This is a genomic window from Halapricum desulfuricans (assembly GCF_017094465.1).
In the GTDB taxonomy this organism is placed as follows: Archaea; Halobacteriota; Halobacteria; order Halobacteriales; family Haloarculaceae; genus Halapricum.
In genome coordinates, this window is the sequence record NZ_CP064792.1 from 163725 (window position 1) to 180725 (window position 17001).

Annotated in this window: 14 protein-coding genes and 2 pseudogenes; 2 read left to right on the forward strand and 14 right to left on the reverse strand. The window is 60.2% G+C overall.

Going from position 1 to position 17001, the window contains the following annotated elements; genetic code table 11:
- Positions 1–7: 7 nt before the first annotated feature.
- The 9 genes and pseudogenes from HSEST_RS14410 to glpK form a co-directional block, all read right to left on the reverse strand.
- Positions 8–1276: a tyrosine-type recombinase/integrase gene (locus tag HSEST_RS14410; protein ID WP_229123065.1), complete on the reverse strand. Its 1269-nt coding sequence runs from the start codon at positions 1274–1276 to the stop codon at positions 8–10.
- Between the two features lie 6 nt (positions 1277–1282).
- Positions 1283–1888: a hypothetical protein gene (locus tag HSEST_RS14415; RefSeq protein ID WP_229123066.1), complete on the reverse strand. Its 606-nt coding sequence runs from the start codon at positions 1886–1888 to the stop codon at positions 1283–1285.
- The gene (locus HSEST_RS14420; RefSeq protein ID WP_229123067.1) at positions 1889–2200 is read right to left on the reverse strand and encodes a hypothetical protein; all 312 of its coding nucleotides are present in this window, start codon (positions 2198–2200) and stop codon (positions 1889–1891) included.
- Positions 2201–2238: 38 nt separating this feature from the next.
- Positions 2239–2567, reverse strand: a pseudogene (locus HSEST_RS14425) (nucleotidyltransferase domain-containing protein); the annotation flags it as partial.
- Between the two features lie 13 nt (positions 2568–2580).
- Positions 2581–2754: pseudogene (locus HSEST_RS14715) on the reverse strand (site-specific integrase); the annotation flags it as partial.
- A 347-nt stretch (positions 2755–3101) separates the two neighbouring features.
- Complete coding sequence (locus tag HSEST_RS14430; RefSeq protein WP_229123068.1) at positions 3102–4121, reverse strand: AI-2E family transporter; 1020 nt, start codon at positions 4119–4121, stop codon at positions 3102–3104.
- A 152-nt stretch (positions 4122–4273) separates the two neighbouring features.
- Positions 4274–5275: a dihydroxyacetone kinase subunit DhaK gene (dhaK, locus tag HSEST_RS14435; protein WP_229123069.1), complete on the reverse strand. Its 1002-nt coding sequence runs from the start codon at positions 5273–5275 to the stop codon at positions 4274–4276.
- Between the two features lie 73 nt (positions 5276–5348).
- The gene (locus tag HSEST_RS14440; RefSeq protein WP_229123070.1) at positions 5349–6134 is read right to left on the reverse strand and encodes a class I fructose-bisphosphate aldolase; all 786 of its coding nucleotides are present in this window, start codon (positions 6132–6134) and stop codon (positions 5349–5351) included.
- 56 nt (positions 6135–6190) lie between these two features.
- A complete protein-coding gene (gene glpK, locus HSEST_RS14445) occupies positions 6191–7678 on the reverse strand; it encodes a glycerol kinase GlpK (RefSeq protein WP_229123071.1) in 1488 nt (495 codons plus the stop codon).
- A 435-nt stretch (positions 7679–8113) separates the two neighbouring features.
- Between glpK and HSEST_RS14450 the strand changes: the two genes are divergently transcribed.
- Positions 8114–8902, forward strand: a complete 789-nt coding sequence (locus tag HSEST_RS14450; protein WP_229123072.1) for an inositol monophosphatase family protein — start codon at positions 8114–8116, stop codon at positions 8900–8902.
- A 27-nt stretch (positions 8903–8929) separates the two neighbouring features.
- Here the strand turns inward: HSEST_RS14450 and HSEST_RS14455 are convergent, their stop codons facing one another.
- From HSEST_RS14455 to HSEST_RS14475, 5 genes are all read right to left on the reverse strand, one after another.
- Positions 8930–10276 (reverse strand): anaerobic glycerol-3-phosphate dehydrogenase subunit C, encoded by a 1347-nt coding sequence (locus HSEST_RS14455; protein ID WP_229123073.1) that lies wholly within the window; start codon positions 10274–10276, stop codon positions 8930–8932.
- Positions 10273–11652, reverse strand: coding sequence for a glycerol-3-phosphate dehydrogenase subunit GlpB (glpB, locus tag HSEST_RS14460; RefSeq protein WP_229123074.1), 1380 nt, complete (start codon positions 11650–11652; stop codon positions 10273–10275). Before glpB ends, HSEST_RS14455 begins: the two co-directional genes overlap by 4 nt.
- Complete coding sequence (glpA, locus tag HSEST_RS14465; protein ID WP_229123075.1) at positions 11642–13345, reverse strand: anaerobic glycerol-3-phosphate dehydrogenase subunit GlpA; 1704 nt, start codon at positions 13343–13345, stop codon at positions 11642–11644. The genes glpB and glpA overlap by 11 nt, the downstream gene beginning before the upstream one ends.
- Before the next feature lie 52 nt (positions 13346–13397).
- Positions 13398–14051, reverse strand: a complete 654-nt coding sequence (locus HSEST_RS14470; protein ID WP_229123076.1) for a class II aldolase/adducin family protein — start codon at positions 14049–14051, stop codon at positions 13398–13400.
- A 109-nt stretch (positions 14052–14160) separates the two neighbouring features.
- Positions 14161–15699, reverse strand: coding sequence for an FGGY-family carbohydrate kinase (locus HSEST_RS14475; RefSeq protein ID WP_229123077.1), 1539 nt, complete (start codon positions 15697–15699; stop codon positions 14161–14163).
- Positions 15700–15824: 125 nt separating this feature from the next.
- On the opposite strand from HSEST_RS14475, the gene dgoD reads away from it, so the two are divergent.
- A complete protein-coding gene (dgoD, locus tag HSEST_RS14480; RefSeq protein ID WP_229123078.1) occupies positions 15825–16976 on the forward strand; it encodes a galactonate dehydratase in 1152 nt (383 codons plus the stop codon).
- Positions 16977–17001 lie beyond the last annotated feature (25 nt).

Here is a 17001-nt window from a genome sequence, read left to right on the forward strand (position 1 = left end):
GAATAAGTCAACCTTGCTTATCGACGTTCCTCGGAGTTGAGTCAATTTCGTTGAGTGCCTCTGTCGCCACATCACCGAGTTCACCGGCCTCAATGTGAGAGTACCGCTCACGGACCATCTCCTCGGAGTTGTCCAAGTACCGAGCAGCGACTGTATACCCGAACGCCCGAACGAGAACCTCACCCATCCCGCGTCGACCTCCGTGAGGTGCGAGATACTCGTGCTTCGGATGATCAATGTCGATTTCCGCAGCCCCAGAGAGTCGTTTGAGAATCGACCGTGCACCATCCGTCGTGATCGAGGGTGGTCGAATGTCTTTGTCAAGCGCCAGCAGTAGGTCACGAGCGTATTCGTCGCGTTGTTTGTCGATCGCATCTGGGCGTTCTCCTCGGTCAGCCAGCTCGTCCTCCACGAGCGTCGAAAGCGTTCGCTGGTCGAATGTCGGGAACACTGGCCACCGATCTGTTGGTGGGTTCAACAGCTTTCGATAGCTCCGTAGCGGAGCAATTACTGGATCCGGGAGACTCGCGGCGTCCCATTGCTGTTTCTTCCGATAGACGTCCATACTTCCGTCGTCGAGCGAAATCTCTTCCCACCGGACGCCACGACGGCGTGGGTCGTTCGGGTCTCGAAGGAGTTCGCCTACACGGACAGCCGTGTACGCGAGGGTGAACACAAGCGCCCGGTCACGGGTAGCCTTCAGTGCTGCATACCGGGCCCGTTGCTTGTCGTGCTGGTTAACATCGTCCGGGAGGGAAGTGTATGTCTCGATGGCTTCACGAGCCTGCTCATCGACGTGACGGGTGAGTGCGTGGCGCTGCTCGGATGTCCAGGCCTGCTGATCGCCAGGCCGGCGGCCATCGTCATCGGGAAGCGGTGCCATCGCACTCGCCCGCTGGGCGTAATGCGCCTCGAGATAGCCCTCGTTGACACACCAGCCACACCATGCAGAAATATACCGATAGTAGGTCTGGACGGTATTCTGCTTGAGCCCTCGATCACCGGCGAGGTGCCGGGCGTACTCTCGGAACACCCGTTCGTCGAGATCGGCGAAGGTGGGTTCACGGTCGATGCCATCAGGCACAATCCCAGACCAGTCGTCGTCGCCGCGGTCGCCGGCGGCCCACTTGGCGAACCGCTCGAGCTCGCGTGCAGCGTTCCGGCGGTAGTTCCCGCCGTCGCCACCGCGGCCTTTCCCCTTGTCTTGGAGGTAGCGCTCGAAGGAACTCGCGAGTGGTGTCGATCCATCCCGTGTCGATGAGGTGTTCTGGTGCATGATTCGTCAGGGGAGCAGGTGATTATCCAGAATATCACTGCAATCAATCGGGATCGCCTCCCACGCAGTCTTCACTGCGTTGTATCCGGTCCAGCCCTCACGCTCCAACATCTCGCCGCACGCTTGACAGAATTCACGACGCGAAATTAACTCGTTGTCGTAAAGAATATAGAACAGAAATGGCGGTGCTACGGCACGGATATCTTCATCTTGGTCATCGACAGCACGACGAATCGAGCGTCGGCCTGCAGCGTCCATCAGAATAACATAGTCGACAACCTCTGGGTTTTGTCTTACTTCCTGTCGGAGTGATTCCTCGCCGGCATCCGCTCCGTGAGGGCGGGGGACGCTCGTCACCAAGGAGAGTGATGTCTCATCATCCTCAAGCGCTTCGAGCGCGGTACGACTTCCATAATGAAGCCGGTACGGACGGCTTCCTTCCGGTGCAGTCTCGCGCGTGTTCTCGACGTGCTGCTCGAGTTCCTGTTTGCAGACGTTTGTCGTCGTTAGACCAACGTGTTCAGTTAGCCGGTCCCACAAGGAACTGTTCGCGACAGCGATCAGCGCATCAGTATCGACTAAGATTGGATACCGTGTGTCCTCGCGGGCCATTTAGACGAGATAGTCGCTAGTATTGTCGTTGGTAGCCTCGCGGAAGGCGTCAATGTCTTCCTGAAGCAGATCGAACTCATCACCAAGGAGTATTCGAGCAGCGTCTTCTGAGAGGTCACCTGCCGAATAGCGTTCGTAAATCGCGATTTTGTCCTCATCCGTCATCGCTCGTCGAAGCATCTGGGTAAGTCCTTCTCGTCCGAGCTCGCTAATATTGATACCGCCCAGATGGACAGAGTCGAGTTCAGTTGCCGCCTCCTTGAGCGGCCCCGCGCGGAATTTAATCGTGTCGTCGAGCGATTCCTGACTCATAAGAGAGGATACAATGGCCGGCGTAATAAGTTGTTCCCCTATGTGTGAACACATGGGTACAATTTCACGCCTGTCCGATAGTATCTAGCCATCTCGAAGGCATCGTGTGTCTTGTAGACCAGAATCCCTGAAACGACGATCTCTCGTATCTCTTCGGTGTATGCCGGGATAGCCTGGACGGTCTCGACATCGATATCGTAGGCGTATCGGTCACCATCGAACTCCGTGTCTTCAGGTCACGGGCAATGGCGTTCGCTTCTCGTTGGCTTTCGGCCCGCTCAGGCCGGGCTAGTATCCAGAGATCGATATCGCTCCGCCGATCAGCCTCGCCCCGAGCCACACTCCCATAGAGAATGATGCCGACGACGTCGGAGACGACCCCCGTTCCAGTCGTCTCGACCGCGGTCGCCGGCAGCCCATTCAGCAAATCGGTCGAGTTCCCGTGCTGTGTTCCGTCGGTAGTTCCCGCCATCGCTGCCGCGACCTTTCCCCTTGTCTTGGAAGTAACGCTCGAACGTCTCGTCGAGCGACGTAGGGAGCGCTCGGTTAGGCATCGACTGCCCCCTCTTTCTGCGATCCCGGTTTCGGCGGCTCTACCCTGGGGGAGCGCCGTTCTGAGCCGATTGCAGCATTCGTGCTTCACCGACGGCGGCGGGGTACTTCAAAGTGGTCGTGATTATTGGAGTAATCATAAGCACTTTTCATTCCCTCATTTATGCCGAATATCCCAGGAATAGGCCCTCAGACCTTTGATATCCGGGTTATAAATCGTATATAGCTATATAGAATCTTGTTCACTGGAAGTTGAGACCATAGTGGATCAAGCGAGGCTGTAATGTATGATTCCGGACAGATATGTGACAAGGAACTGCTTCAGAACGTTTCTTGAGCATTTCAATACCTATAAGCTGACATCACTTTCGCCGATCTGGGACCAGTTATCCAAGCCCACGCGGAGAGTGGCTTTGAGTGCACCGAGGACAACGGGACCAAAGAACAGCCCCATAATCCCGAATGCGTACGCCCCTCCAAGGATACCGAGGAGGATAACTGCAGGATTGAGCTTAGCGTACCTATCGACGGCAAATGGGCGAAGATAGTCGTCGGTAAGTCCAACTACGATAACGCTGTAGACAAATAATCCAACGGCGAGTAGTGGCTCGCCTGTGATATACAAGTAGACCACGGCCCCACCCCAGACAGGGATCGCACCGACGAGTGGAACCATTGCGAGAACCATCATGATGGCCGTCCAAAACACTGCATTGGGAACGCCAGTAGCGACGAGTCCCACCCCGGCGACGGCTCCTTGGATGATCGCGACGAAGACATGCCCGAAGAGTACCCCCCACATCACGTTATTGATCTCATCGTAGAGGTCGTGCTGGATGTCTGTCGGGAGGGGGACCGTTCGGTGGAGCCAGTTGAGCAGATCGTCACCGTCTTTGAGAAGGTAGTAGACCAGAAAGAGTGCTAACGCGATCCCGATGAGGTGGAAGGTGATCGTACCGAACGCTTGGATCGATCGTTCGAATACGATCGTCCCGATTTCCTGCCCTGAGTTGACGAATTCTCTGGCGATATCGATCTCCTGTCCGGTAAGTTCCTCGATCCAAGATTCGACCACCTTGATTTGCACCGAATCAGTGTCGAAGTCTTTCATAATATTCCTGGCACTCGACACGGCTTTCGCGAGGATTATCACGAACGGGGCGACGAATCCCGCAACTGCTAGAATCACGAGCGAGAGTGCGGCGACCATTGGTGATACGTGCGCTTCGAGACGATTCTGCAGTGGATAGAGCACGTAAGCGAGGAGGATAGCACCGAGGACGTACTGGAGAAACGGCTGGATCAGCATGGCTGATAGCACGAGGAGAGTGGCGACGAGGACGAGGACAAAGCCCTTACTAGGGTTCATAACTGTGGGTTCGTTTACCGAATATAAAAAGATTTGACACCACTTACAACCATTTTTGTGGGACCATCTCAATTTAGTTTACGTGCGTCACACCAGATACTGATAAAGAAGTGTTTCTGTGCCGAATAGTGCTGTAGGGGAGCGATTGTCACCTACCGGGTCAGCGCCGGCGTCGCTGCCGCGTGATCGAGCAACTCAATCAGTTCGTCGTCAAGCTCCATTACGGTGATCGATGCGCCCTTCATATCCAGCGATGTGAAGTAATCACCGACCCACGCATCGTACCGTTCGAGATCGTGTTCGTCGAGAATTTGACTGACGCGCCGGTCGAGGATGAACAGCTCCGAGAGGGGCGTCCCGCCCATCCCGTTGACGATGGTCGCGACCTCTGCCCCCGGATCGAGGTCTAAGTCCTCGAGCACCTCGCCCGTCAGCCGGTCGGCGATTTCGTCGGCGGACTTCTGCTCCGTGCGCTCCACGCCGGGTTCGCCGTGAACGCCGATGCCGATCTCGATCTCGTCCTTGCCAATGTCGAATGTGGGTTCGCCCTTCTCGGGTGTGACACACGAGGTCAGCGCCATTCCCATCGTACCTGTGTTGTCGTTTGCTTTCTGCGCGACGCGACGCCCCTCCTCCAGGTAGTAGCCTCGGTCTGCGGCCGCACCGGCGACCTTGTGCACGAAGATGGTTCCGCAGACACCGCGCCGGCCCGACGTGTATGTCGAATCCTCGACGGCGACGTCGTCGTTCGTCACGACTTCCGTGGTCTCGACGTCGGCTTCCATTTCCGCCATCTCCATCCCGGTCTCGAAGTTCATGATGTCACCCTCGTAGTTCGTGGTGATGACGAGGACGCCCTCCCCGGCATCGACTTCCTGGATGGCTTCGCTCATCTCGTCCGCCGGCGGGGACGTGAATATTTCGCCGGCGACGGCCGCATCGAGCATGCCTTCCCCGACGTATCCCGTCGCGCCACCCGGTTCGTGACCGCTGCCGCCGCCGCTGACGACGCCGACTTTACCCTGGACGGGCGCGTCTTTTCGGACGATGACATTCGTGTCTGGGAGTCGCCGAACCACGTCTCCATGAGCTGCTACGACGCCGTCGAGTGTTTCGTCGACGACGTCTTCTGGATCGTTGATGAGCTTCTTCATTGTGATGTCACCACGAAAAAACTTCATGACAAATTGTGATAAGTGTTTGGCCCGCGAATCACGATCGCGTCGTTCAACCTAGGTGTGTCAGTGCCGCATCTGGCGACGCGTCGTCGTTGACGATCGCTTTGAGTGCCCGGACCATAGCCGCCGGATCGTCGTGTTGCCAGACGTTTCGCCCGTAGGTGACGCCGCTGGCGCCGGCGTCAATCGCGTCGCGGGTCATCTCGAGGAACTCGCGCAGGTCGTCCGTCTGTACGCCGCCGGCGACGAAAACGGGGCACGGCGTGGTAGCTGTTATTGCATCAAGTTTCTCCTTGCCCGGGTAGTAGAGTTTCAGGGCATCGGCCCCGAGTTCGACGCCGAGCCTGGCGGCGTGTTCGATCAGGTTGGGATCCTGCTCGTCCTCGATGCGGTTGCCCCACAGGACCTGCTCGAGAACGACATCGAGTCCGTGCTTGCGACCGTTTTCGGCGATCCGGGCGGCGAACTCGACGTTGTCGCCCAGAACGTCCGGATCCTCCCGACCGTAGACGACACAGACTTTGACCGCATCTGCGCCGACGCGGGCGGCTTCCTCGAGGCTGAACGCCTGTCGGTGGATTTCGGCCCGGTCGGCATCTCCTGGGATCGTCGAATCGTGAATGACGTCAAGCGTTCCGACGCGCGTCGTCGTAGGGGACGCATCGAGGACGTTTTGGAAGCGATTCAGAAACGGAACGCTTCCGAGGATGCCGTCCGGTTCTCCGTCCAGAACCGTCTCGAGCGTTCCGCGATAGTCCTCGAACCCGGCAAACGTTCCCCAGTGGAGGCCGTGATCGAGCGCGACGATGACTCCGGTTTCGGTTTCGATTGTCATAGATGGGATCTCCGTTCGTTGTTACCGTGAGGTGTTTGATCGAGCGGCCGCGAACGTCATGGCCACTCCCGCGTGAGTTCGATGGCCTTCTGCCACTGTTCGTACTCGGTGTCGATCGTCTCGGCGTCGGACACGGGATCGAAGCTCCGCTCGAGTTTCCACTGGTCGCGAATTGCGTCCGTGTCGGGCCAGACGCCGACGGCCAGCCCAGCCGCGTATGCGGCTCCCAGCGCCGTTGTCTCGCGGACGACCGGTCGATCGACGCTCGTTCGAGTCACGTCCGCAATGCGCTCACAGAGGAAGTTGTTGATCGACATGCCGCCGTCGATCCGGATGCGATCAATATCGAGTCCGCTGTCGGCTTTCATCGCGTCGACAGCGTCCCGGGCGCGATAGGCGATACTGTCGAAGGCTGCACGGACCAGGATCTCGGGACTGGTCCCTCGCTCGAGCCCCAGTATCGCGCCGCGCGCCTTGGGGTCCCAGTACGGCGTCGCGATCCCTTGGAATGTCGGCACGACGTAGACGTCACCTGTCGACTCGACCGATCTGGCCAGCTCGTCCGATTGGGCTACGTCTTCGAGGACGCCGAGTTCGACGAGCCATTCGATCACCTGTCCGCCTGTGAAAATCTCGCCTTCGAGGGCGTACCGCGGTTGCTCGCCTGTCTGCTGGTAGGCCAGCGTCGTGTTCAACCCGTGTTCGCTGATCGTCGCGTCGGTTCCGATGTTCATCTGCATCACGCACGACGTACCGATGGTGTGTTTGATCTGGCCCGGCTCGAAGCGCGCCTGGCCGAACAGCGCCGCCTGCTGGTCGCCCATCATGCCGGCCACAGGAACTTCCACACCGAGGAACCCTTCAGGGTCGGTGACGCCGTGGTACTCCTCGTCGATCGACGGTCGAACGTCGGGGAGCATCACCTCGGGGACGCCGAATTCCGCAAGGAGGTCGTCGTCCCACTCGAGGTCGTGGATGTCGAACAACATCGTCCGGGATGCGTTCGATACGTCCGTGACATGCTCGCCGGTGAGATTCCAGGCGAGCCAGGTGTCGATGTTGCCAAAGAGGAGTTCGCCCGCCTCGGCGCGCTCCTGGACGCCGTCGACGTTCTTGAGGATCCACTCGATTTCTCCGGCCGAAAAGAATGGATCCGGCTCCAATCCAGTCGTCTCCCTAATCTTCTCCTCCCATCCGGCTTCGACGAGTTCGTCAATGCGATCGGTCGGACGCTTGTCCTGCCAGACAATCGCGTTGTACACCGGCTTGCCCGTCTCGCGATCCCAGACGATGGTCGTCTCGCGCTGGTTGGTGATGCCGATAGCTGCGAGTTCCGCGGCATCGATCCCTTCCGCGTCGAGTACCTCCGTGATGACGGCTTTGGTGTTCTCCCAAATCTCGATGGGATCGTGTTCGACCCAGCCCGGTTCGGGATAGATCTGCTCGTGATCTTGGGCGGCGTCGGCCATCAACGCCCCGGTTTCGTCGAAGACGTGGAACTTCGTTGCGGCTGTTCCCTGATCGACCGATCCGATGTATGTCATGGCAAATAGCCATATTTGAGTTCCCCTGGCGGTCCCATAAATGTATGGGGCGTGTCGCAAAGGGATCTATAGTTTGCCTCTGATTACCTGACTCGCAAAACCCAACCTCAAGTTCGGTTGGTGTATTTGTCCGGGTCGGGGCGCGTAAGCCGTCCGACCTCATCCCGCTTGCTCGCCGAGTAGGGAGTGCTAGCGCACGGCTGAGGGAACAACAAAGGCCTCTGGCCCGGTGCCCCGTGGCTGTTTACTCTTCCTTTGTCTAGCGCATCCACTGGCTGTTGTATCGCTTGCTGACCTCATCTATCAGCTGTTCGACGGGGTTTGAGGTCCACGGCACCTCGAACCAAAGATCGATATGATACTCAAGTACTGTGTTTGGCTGCAGATTTCGTTGACCACCCCTCGTTATTTGTCCGTCGAGAGCGACGGGACGTTATGGATACTCGTGAGCTAGCAGCGGTCACTGTCGCTAGCACAGGGGCGGCAGTGGCCGCGGAGCATTTCCGAACCGACCTTGACGTGGCGTCGAAATCGAGCCAGGTAGATCCGGTAACTGAAGCAGACCGGCGGACCCAACGGCGGATCGTCTCGATGATCGAGTCAGCGTTTCCGGACGATGCGATTGTGGCCGAAGAGGCCGACGCCCGCAAGACGTTGCCCGAGCGCGGTACCGCCTGGATTGTCGACCCGATTGACGGGACGCTCAACTACTCGCGCGGAATGAGCGAGTGGGTCACAAGCGTCGCCGTCGTGGAAGATGGCAGTCCTGTGGCAGGTATCAACGTGGCTCCGGCACTCGACGAGCGGTACGTCGCCACCGGAGACAGCGTGGAACGGGACGCAACACTGCTGTCCGTCAGCGAGACTGACGACTCGGCCGGGGCGCTGGTCGCCTCGACACTGCGACTCGACACCGAGGACCACCGGACGTTCGGCCGGATTGCAGATGCGACGATCGAACACCTCGGGGAATTCCGACGGATCGGATCCGCCCAGTTGACGCTCTCACTGGTCGCGGGCGGTGCGTTCGACGCCGCGATTGGGTTCAATCCCGACCCGGACCCGTGGGATACTGTGGCGGGAGTCTTTCAGGTCCGTCAGGCCGGCGGAACAGTGACTGACCGCCGCGGAGAGCGGTGGAATCGGGACAGTTCGGGATTCGTCGCGTCGAACGGTCGCCTCCACGAGGAGGCCCTCGCCGTGGCCCGAGAGACACTTGAGTAAGCACAACGGGCGGCGAGCCGGAAAGCATTAGTCCACGAACGCGGCCTCGAGCACTTCCAGCGGGTGATGGACGTCGTAGCCGGTACCATGTTCCATTTGCATCCCGCAGGTGGGACATTCGGTCATTCCTGTGGTTCCCTCAGCGGCTTCCATGTGCTCGAACATCTCCGCGCCGATCTTCATTGACTTCTCATACTTCTCTTCCTTCCAGCCGTAGGTGCCGGAAATGCCAGAGCAAGAGTCGCCGACGTCCTCTATTTGTACGCCGTCGAGATCTCGGAACAGCTCAATCGCCTGCCGGTCCAGGCCCTGATTACGGGAGTGACAGGGGGCGTGGTATGCGAATTCCTCGGCAAACTCACCGGAGACGCTTGCATCCTGGATCGCGCCGTGTAGATCCTCGTGTATTCGGAGATACTCCAGGGCGTCGAAAGTGTTCTTGGCCAGAGTCTCGATGCCGTCGATATCGAACAGTTCAGGGTATTCGTTGCGCAGTGCCATCGAACAGGAGGTGCAAGAGGCAATCACGTCTGCGCCGTCTTCGATCACAGCGGCGAGGTTCTCGACGTTGGTTTCGGCGTGGCGACGGGCATCGTCGAGCATCCCGTTTGCGAACATCGGTGTCCCAGAGCACTTCTGCGGTGGCACGAGTATCTCGTACCCGAAGTACTCGTAGAGCCGGACCATCGCTTTTGCGACCTCGGTCGTGTTGTAGTTGGCGTAGCAGCCGTGGAAGTACGCCACTTGCTTGTCCGGGTTCGTCACCTGCGCGCCGCCTCGTTCAGACCACCACTCCCGGAAGGTCTGAGTGGCGAACTCGGGAAAGTCCCGCTCGCTGGGGACGTGCAGAATCTTCTCCATTGCCCAACGGACCGGTTTGAAGTTCATGACGAAGTTGGCCGTCCGCGGGAACATGCTCGCGAGGCGGGCGGAGGTCCGATAGTTCGCGAGAATCCGGTTGCGGACGTACTTGATCGAGAACGTCGACAGCTGGTTGTCGACGTACTCCCCGCGGGCGGTGTTGTGCATCTGGGCCAGGTTGACGCCCGACGGACAGGACGTGTCACACCGGAGGCAGTTCGAACACTCCGAGATCGACGGATCGATCTCGATTTCGTCTTTGCGCTTGAGCCGCCACTGCTCAGGGCCCTGGAACTTTGGTCCGGGGAACGACTTGTCGACCGCCGCGACCGGACAGGACGTCTCGCAGGTCGTGCACTTGTAACAGTCGTCCGCGCCCGGCCGCAGGTCGAACTCGCCCTCCGGGAAGACCTCGACGGCATCTGGTTGCTCGGGGTTGACCGTTTCGGAGGCGACGCCGTCGGTTGTGCGTCGTCGCCGATCCGCTTCGTCAGCTCGGTGTTTCTCGCTCATGACGACGCCTCCACTCGCTCGATTCGTTTTCGACTCTCTATCGCGGCGTTCCGGCCGGCGACCACGCCCGTCGCGAGCGAGACGCCGCTGGCGGATTTCTCGCGTGCGACGTCGGCACCGCCGACGACCGAACCCGCGGCGAAGAGGTTGGCGAACTCCGGCTCGCCGTCGGCATCGAGCGGCCGCATCGATGCGTCCGGATGGACGCCGAAGCGGGCATAGGGTTGATCGCCGAACGCATCGTCGACGAACCAGTCGTAGCGGTCCTCGGGGTACGGGACATGACAGCCGAAAATCGGCTCCCGAACGCCTTCGCGATCCGAGTCTAGGCCCTTGCCGACCAGACCGCCCGTGGCGAGGACGACCGTGTCAGCGGCGTATGGCACTTCGCTCCCCATCCGATCGACGATAACCGACTCGACAGTGTCGCCGTCCTTCTCGTATCCGACGGCCGGAACGCCGGTCTCAAGACGGACACCTTCCGCGTCTAGCGTCTCGAACAGCCGGTCTTCTAGTCGGAGACCGGGGATGGACGGCGGCCCCATTGGGATCTCGAAGATATCCGCGCCGAGACGGTCTCCGAGATCCGTCCGGACTGAAGCAGCGTTGTCATCGCCGAGGACGGCGGGAAAACCGACACGTTTGGCGTCGTCGACGTATGGCTTGACTACCTCGGCGAGCGCACGCCTAACGGGGATCCCCTTGATCCGTTCGTCGTGGTCGAACGCCTTCACGAATCGGGTGATCTTCGTGTCCGTCGGGAAGGATTCGGCGAACGAGACCTCGACACCGCGGACGTCGAAGGGAACACCGGCTGCCGCTAGCTGATCGGCGACCATGCCGGCGTCGAACTCCGTGAGTGACCGGAATCCGACCAGAAGCATTGGCCGCTCATCGCTCGCCAGACCTGCCGCCGCAGCACGGGGATATCGAGCAGTGGGTTTCACCGTCCCGCCGAACGTGGGGACGAGCGCGTTTCGCTCGGTGTGGCTCCCTAGGTAGGTGTCCCCGACGAGATCGTCGAACAGCGCCAGTCCGTCTCTGAGGGCGTCAGCGCCCAGGATTGAGTAGGGATGGTCGTCGGGCAGGGTGTCAATCCCCTCATAGGGCGTCTGCAGGGGTCCTAGGTAGTCCCCGCGTTTGTCGCGGACTTCGCGGAAATCCCGGCGCTGCTGAGAGACGTAATCGGCGTGCTTTTCCAGCGGTGTACGAGGTGGGACATATCCGAGGCCGTCTATCAGCCCTGACGCTTGTCGGAGTGTGCTCTTCTTGTGGGCGAGCAAGCGGACGTCGACGCCTTCCCTGGCGGCGACGACCGCGCTGGCGACGCCGGCGAGACCGCCGCCGACAACCAGGACGTCACTCTCAATCGCCATTGGTCGACCCTTCATCTGTCACCGTGCTGGTCTTCCGGCCCGCGTCGAAGGCCGTGAAGTCGATCGTGTCCCCGCGAAGCCTCGGATCGGCGTCGTGGTTCATTGTTGTTGCGTGAAGCATGTGGTTCAACATTGCTTGGGAGAGCTGCCGGCCCCAGAGGGTGTGGCGCTGCCCCTTCCAGCGTTCCTGGTAGAGTTCGTCGATCGCGTCGCGGGCCGTCGGCGCCTCGTGGTCGTGATAGACCTCCGCGCCCAGCCGGTGGGTACAGAACCCGCCCTGACAGTTCCCCATCGAGGCACGGGTCCGTAGCCGGACAGTGTTGAGGTCAGCCCCGACATCCTTGATGGCGTCGCGGATCTCGGCGCGCGTGACGGCCTCGCACTCACAGACCACCGGATTGGGATCCTCGCTCCCGAGTACTTCCGGTGCGCGGTCGCCAAGTCGCTGGACGCTCCGTTTCGCGACTGGTGAGCGGAGGTCGAACCGACCCATGTACTCCTCGAGGATAGACGGGTCGCGGCTCCCCGGGAGCGGTTCTTCGTGCGTTCGACAGGCTGCGTCCACGCCGAAGCGGTCACAGAGGTGGTCAGTGACGGACTCGGCCATCTCGCGGTAGGTCGTGAGCTTGCCCCCGACGACGGAGGTGAATCCCGACACGTCGTCGCGCTCCTCGTGGTCGAGGACGAAGTAGTTGCGCGTCACGTCCCCCGTATCCTCGGTCCCTTCCGGATCCGGGTCGTACAGCGGCCTGACGCCCCAGTAGGCACGGATCATTCGTGCGTTCTCGATGATAGGGATCATCTCCGACGCGACGTCGATCATCATGTTGACTTCCCACTGCTCTTCGGGGTAATCGTCCGGGTCATCGACGGGCTCGTCGTTCGCACCTAGCAGGACCGTCGTCTCGTGGGGGATGATGGTATCGCCCTCGTCTTTGGGGAGACAGCGGTTGATCACCGTGTCGATCTGGCGGACGTTCGTGACCACCATCGCACCCTTCGAGATGGCCATTACCACGTCGACATCGACCATTGCGGCGACCTGTCCGGCCCACGCGCCGGCCGCGCTTACCACGTGATCCGCCTCGATCGTCTCGACATCTCCCTCGCTACCCTCGCCGCGGTAGTTCGGTCCCTGTCGCCGAAAGCGGACGCCGGTGACGTCGCTCTCATCGGTAAGCAGGTCGACGACTTCGGCGTGTGTCTCGACGCGTGCACCGTGTTCGATGGCATCGGCAGCGTTGGCGACGGCCAGCCGGAACGGATCGAGCGCGCCGTCCGGCACCCGGATCGCCCGCTTGGTCTCCCCGGTGAGATACGGCTCCTGTCTGCGCGCTTCCTCGCCGGAGATGACTTCTGTCGGAATCCCACACTCCGCACAGCCGTCCAGTTTCTCCTGGAAGTACTCGTCCGAATCGCCCTCAAGCTGGACGAATAGACCGCCCGTATCCTCGATGCAGTGGGGGGCGATGTCTCTGAGGATCCGGTTCTCCTCGATGCAGTCGATTGCGCTCTCCTGATCGGAGACAGCGTATCGACCGCCGCTGTGGAGGTGACCGTGCGTCCGGCCGGTGGTACCGTGGGTGAGATTACCACGTTCGAGCAAGGTCACATCGAACCCGCGCATCGCCAGGTCACGGGCCGTACCAGTGCCGGTCGCACCGCCACCGATCACTACGACTGTGGGTGCCATACTGTAGGTTCTCTCATGCTTACGGTCGCATAGTCGGAATGTGGTTCATGATTCAGTGTTGCTGTCCGTAGCCGGCGAACCGCTCGATGAGAGTATCGACCTCCTCGTCCGGTAGGACGTTCGGCTCACCGATGCTGACCGCCTGATAGTGAATGCGCGCACAGTATTCGACCATCATCGCGACCTCGAAGGCCGCGTCAACGGAGCCACCGACGGCGACGACTCCATGGTTTTCGAGTAGGCAGGCGTTGTACTCCTCACCAAGCGCCTCCAACGCCGCCTCGGCCAGTTCGGGAGTCCCGTAGGTCTCGTAGGGTGCAACAGGGATCTCGTCGCCGACGAAGGCGATGAGATAGTGTGAGGCCGGTACCGGTTCTCCGAGGCTCGCGAAGGTACTCGCGTACGGCGAGTGATTGTGTACCACGCCACCGACATCATCGCGCTCTCGAAGGATACCGGTATGCATCGCGATTTCGCTTGAGGGCTTACGGTCGCCCTCGATCCGGTTTCCGTCGAGATCGACGACGGGGACATCTTCAGGGGTAATCTCTGTGTAGTCCATCCCCGACGGACTGATCGCAACGCGATCACCGCTCCGTACGCTGATATTCCCGCCGGTTCCTTTTGTGAGCCCCTGTTCGAGCATCTCGCGCCCGAGTTCGCTTACTTTCTCTCGTTCCGTCTGTAGTGTGAGTTTATCTGTCATGGTTGATCTCGTGTCAGTGATCGCAGTTTGTCGCTCGATACGTGCTTTCGACGTCGGCGAGACCGTATTGATCCGCGTGGTATGTGGCACCCGCCTGGATCGCATGCACCTATTCGTTTATTTCGTTGATTGTCTCGACGCGCTTGTCCCAGACGTCGAACATCGTCTCGTAGGTCATCTTGTAGTACTCGTAAAGCTTGTCATATTTTGACGAGGCGTTCGGGTTGGGCTGGTAGCTCTTCTCGACCGTTCTAGACATCTGGACCGCACTCTCGAAGGTATCGAAGACGCCGACGGCGGTCCCAGCCAACATCGCGGCACCCTTGGCACCGAACTCTTCGCCCTCCGGCACGGCGAATTCGGCGTCGATCGCGTCGGCGAACATTTGACACCAGAAGTTGGACTTGGCCCCGCCGCCGGCCACGTAGACTTCTTCGGGCGTGTCCGGAATATGCTCGTAGCAGTCTTTCATCGCCATCCCGACGCCTTCGTAGACCGCCCGGACGATGTGCTCTTCGGTGTGGTCCGGTTCTAGGCCGATCAACTGCGCACGTGCCTTGGTGTTCAAGAACGGCGCGCGCTCGCCCGAGCCGCTGAGATACGGGTGATAGAGGACGCCTTCGCTTCCGATCGGGATCTTGGAGGCCCGCTTTTCGATGGCTTCGTAGTCCGGATCCTCCCTGTACCGGAGCATGTCCAGCCACCAGTCCAGGTTGGGCGTACCGATCATCGAGGCCATGACTCGGGTCCACCGCTTGCCCTCGTACCCGAGTTCGTTGTCCAGGCCCAGCGAGAGCGTCATCCCCGCGCCATGGGGCGTGGTGTCGGGCTCGTCCATCAGTACCTGATTGAGCGACGTCGTCCCGACCACTGAAGCACCTTCTCCGGCTTGAGCTACACCGCTCCCGAACATCGAACAGGGTACGTCGAACAGTCCAGAGACGACGGGTGTCCCCTCTGGGATGTTGGTCTGATTGGCTGCTTCGGCGGTCACTTCGCCGATCACGTCGAGCGGGTCATGAAGCGGCGGGAGCAGTGATTCGAACTGCGAGGCACCGACGATGTCGAACACTTCCGAGGAGTACTCGGCCGTCTCCACGTCGATGTACGGAATCGACATGTCGCTGGGGTCGGATGTGATCTCCCCAGTGAGTCTGTACTTAAGCCAGTCCTTACAAAACAGGACTGTATCGGCGCGCATGATAGTCTCCGGTTCGTGTTCCTGCAGCCACAGCAGAATCGCCAGGCTCGACCCCGGGAACTGGACGCTCCCGCAGATGTCGTACAGTCGATCGTTGATATCTGAATCCTGCCATTCACCGATGATGTCGCTCGCGCGCTCGTCGTGCCAGAGGATCGCGTCCCGCGCTGGTTGCCCGTCGTCGTCCATCAGCCAGCAGCCGTCTCCCTGAGCTGTCACGCCCAATCCAAGGATTTCGTCCTGCCGGTTCAGTTGTTCGACGACCTCACGGAGGGTCGCCGCTGTCGCGTCCCACGTGTCGTCCATGTCCTGCTCGCGCCACCCCGGTTCCGGTCGCAAGACCTCGTTCTTGCGACTGCTCTTGTATAGGGGCTCACCGTCCGTTGTATACGCCACCGCTTTGATCATCGACGTGCCCGCGTCGACTCCTATGAGTACGTCTGTCATGGGAAGGCCCACTATCATCATTGATCACCCAATATATAAATATTTCCCCTTTCGTCATATTCAATGCCAGATTCTTCGTGTATTCGCTCACAATCTACAAGACGCCAGATATCGTTATCCGCGGTATGGAAATCACAGACTACCAGGTGTTCTCTGTCCCACCCCGGTGGGTGTTTCTCCGGCTTGAAACGGATACCGAGCTGGTCGGCTGGGGAGAGGCGACGCTGGCTGGCCATTCAAGCGCGACGGTCGCTGCTGTCGAGACGATAATGGAGCACTACCTCTTGGGCAAGGACCCGAGGGAAATTGAACGCCACTGGCAGGCGATGTATCGCGGGCAATACTTCCGGGATGGTCCAATCTTGATGAGTGCAATCGGTGGTATCGACACAGCACTATGGGATCTCAAGGGCAAGCACTTCGAAGCACCCGTGTATGAACTCCTCGGTGGCCGGGCACGCGACCACATTGACGTGTATCAGTGGATCGGGGGCGAGTCCGCCTCGGATGTTAGCGATGCCGCGGCTGACGCCGTCCAGAATGGGTACAACATCCTCAAGATGGAGGCGGTCGCCCACACGGATCGTCTCGACCCACCGGAGACGACCGAGCGAGCGCGCAAGCGCGTCGCCGCCGTGCGTGAGGAAGTAGGCGAAGAAATCGACCTCGTCGTCGATTTCAGTGGTCGCGTCACGATAGGAGCGGCGAAGCGGCTCGCGGCGGCACTCGACGAGTACAATCCGATGTTCTACGAGGAGCCAGTTCGACCCGCGCACTTCGAGGCCCTACCAAAGATAGAAGCCCACGCCACGACTCCGCTTGGGACCGGCGAGCGCCTCTACTCGCGGTGGGCGTTCCAGGACGTCATCGAGGGCCGGCTGGTCGACGTCATCCAGCCCGACCCGTCGAGCGCCGGCGGGATCTCGGAAGTCAAGAAGATCGCGAACGCCGCCGAGACAGCCGACATCAGCGTCTCGCTACACTCCCCTTTCGGACCGATCGCCTTCGCTGCCTGTCTCCAGATGGATATGGTCGTCCCGAACGCCCTCGCCCAGGGACAGGATCTCGAAATCCACGATCCCGAAGACAACGACCTGCTGAGATATTTGCGGGATCCGACTGTGTTCGGCTTCGAAGACGGCAACGTCCGGGCCCCCGACGAGCCCGGCCTCGGTATTACCGTCAACGAGGAGTATGTCCGACAGCAGGCCCAGCTGGACGTCGATTGGCAGAACCCGATCTGGTATCACGACGACGGTAGCATCGCGGAGTGGTGACGTCTGTCCACTATTAGTGGACAAC

Excerpts from the sequence above, each read along its gene's own strand:
- HSEST_RS14455 (WP_229123073.1), bottom strand. The coding sequence starts at position 10,276 with ATGAGCGAGAAACACCGAGCTGACGAAGCGGATCGGCGACGACGCACA.
- HSEST_RS14470 (WP_229123076.1), bottom strand. The coding sequence starts at position 14,051 with ATGACAGATAAACTCACACTACAGACGGAACGAGAGAAAGTAAGCGAA.
- HSEST_RS14420 (WP_229123067.1), bottom strand. The coding sequence starts at position 2,200 with ATGAGTCAGGAATCGCTCGACGACACGATTAAATTCCGCGCGGGGCCG.
- HSEST_RS14475 (WP_229123077.1), bottom strand. The coding sequence starts at position 15,699 with ATGACAGACGTACTCATAGGAGTCGACGCGGGCACGTCGATGATCAAA.
- glpA (WP_229123075.1), bottom strand. The coding sequence starts at position 13,345 with ATGGCACCCACAGTCGTAGTGATCGGTGGCGGTGCGACCGGCACTGGT.
- HSEST_RS14430 (WP_229123068.1), bottom strand. The coding sequence starts at position 4,121 with ATGAACCCTAGTAAGGGCTTTGTCCTCGTCCTCGTCGCCACTCTCCTC.
- dhaK (WP_229123069.1), bottom strand. The coding sequence starts at position 5,275 with ATGAAGAAGCTCATCAACGATCCAGAAGACGTCGTCGACGAAACACTC.
- HSEST_RS14440 (WP_229123070.1), bottom strand. The coding sequence starts at position 6,134 with ATGACAATCGAAACCGAAACCGGAGTCATCGTCGCGCTCGATCACGGC.
- HSEST_RS14410 (WP_229123065.1), bottom strand. The coding sequence starts at position 1,276 with ATGCACCAGAACACCTCATCGACACGGGATGGATCGACACCACTCGCG.
- HSEST_RS14450 (WP_229123072.1), top strand. The coding sequence starts at position 8,114 with ATGGATACTCGTGAGCTAGCAGCGGTCACTGTCGCTAGCACAGGGGCG.
- glpK (WP_229123071.1), bottom strand. The coding sequence starts at position 7,678 with ATGACATACATCGGATCGGTCGATCAGGGAACAGCCGCAACGAAGTTC.
- HSEST_RS14415 (WP_229123066.1), bottom strand. The coding sequence starts at position 1,888 with ATGGCCCGCGAGGACACACGGTATCCAATCTTAGTCGATACTGATGCG.
- dgoD (WP_229123078.1), top strand. The coding sequence starts at position 15,825 with ATGGAAATCACAGACTACCAGGTGTTCTCTGTCCCACCCCGGTGGGTG.
- glpB (WP_229123074.1), bottom strand. The coding sequence starts at position 11,652 with ATGGCGATTGAGAGTGACGTCCTGGTTGTCGGCGGCGGTCTCGCCGGC.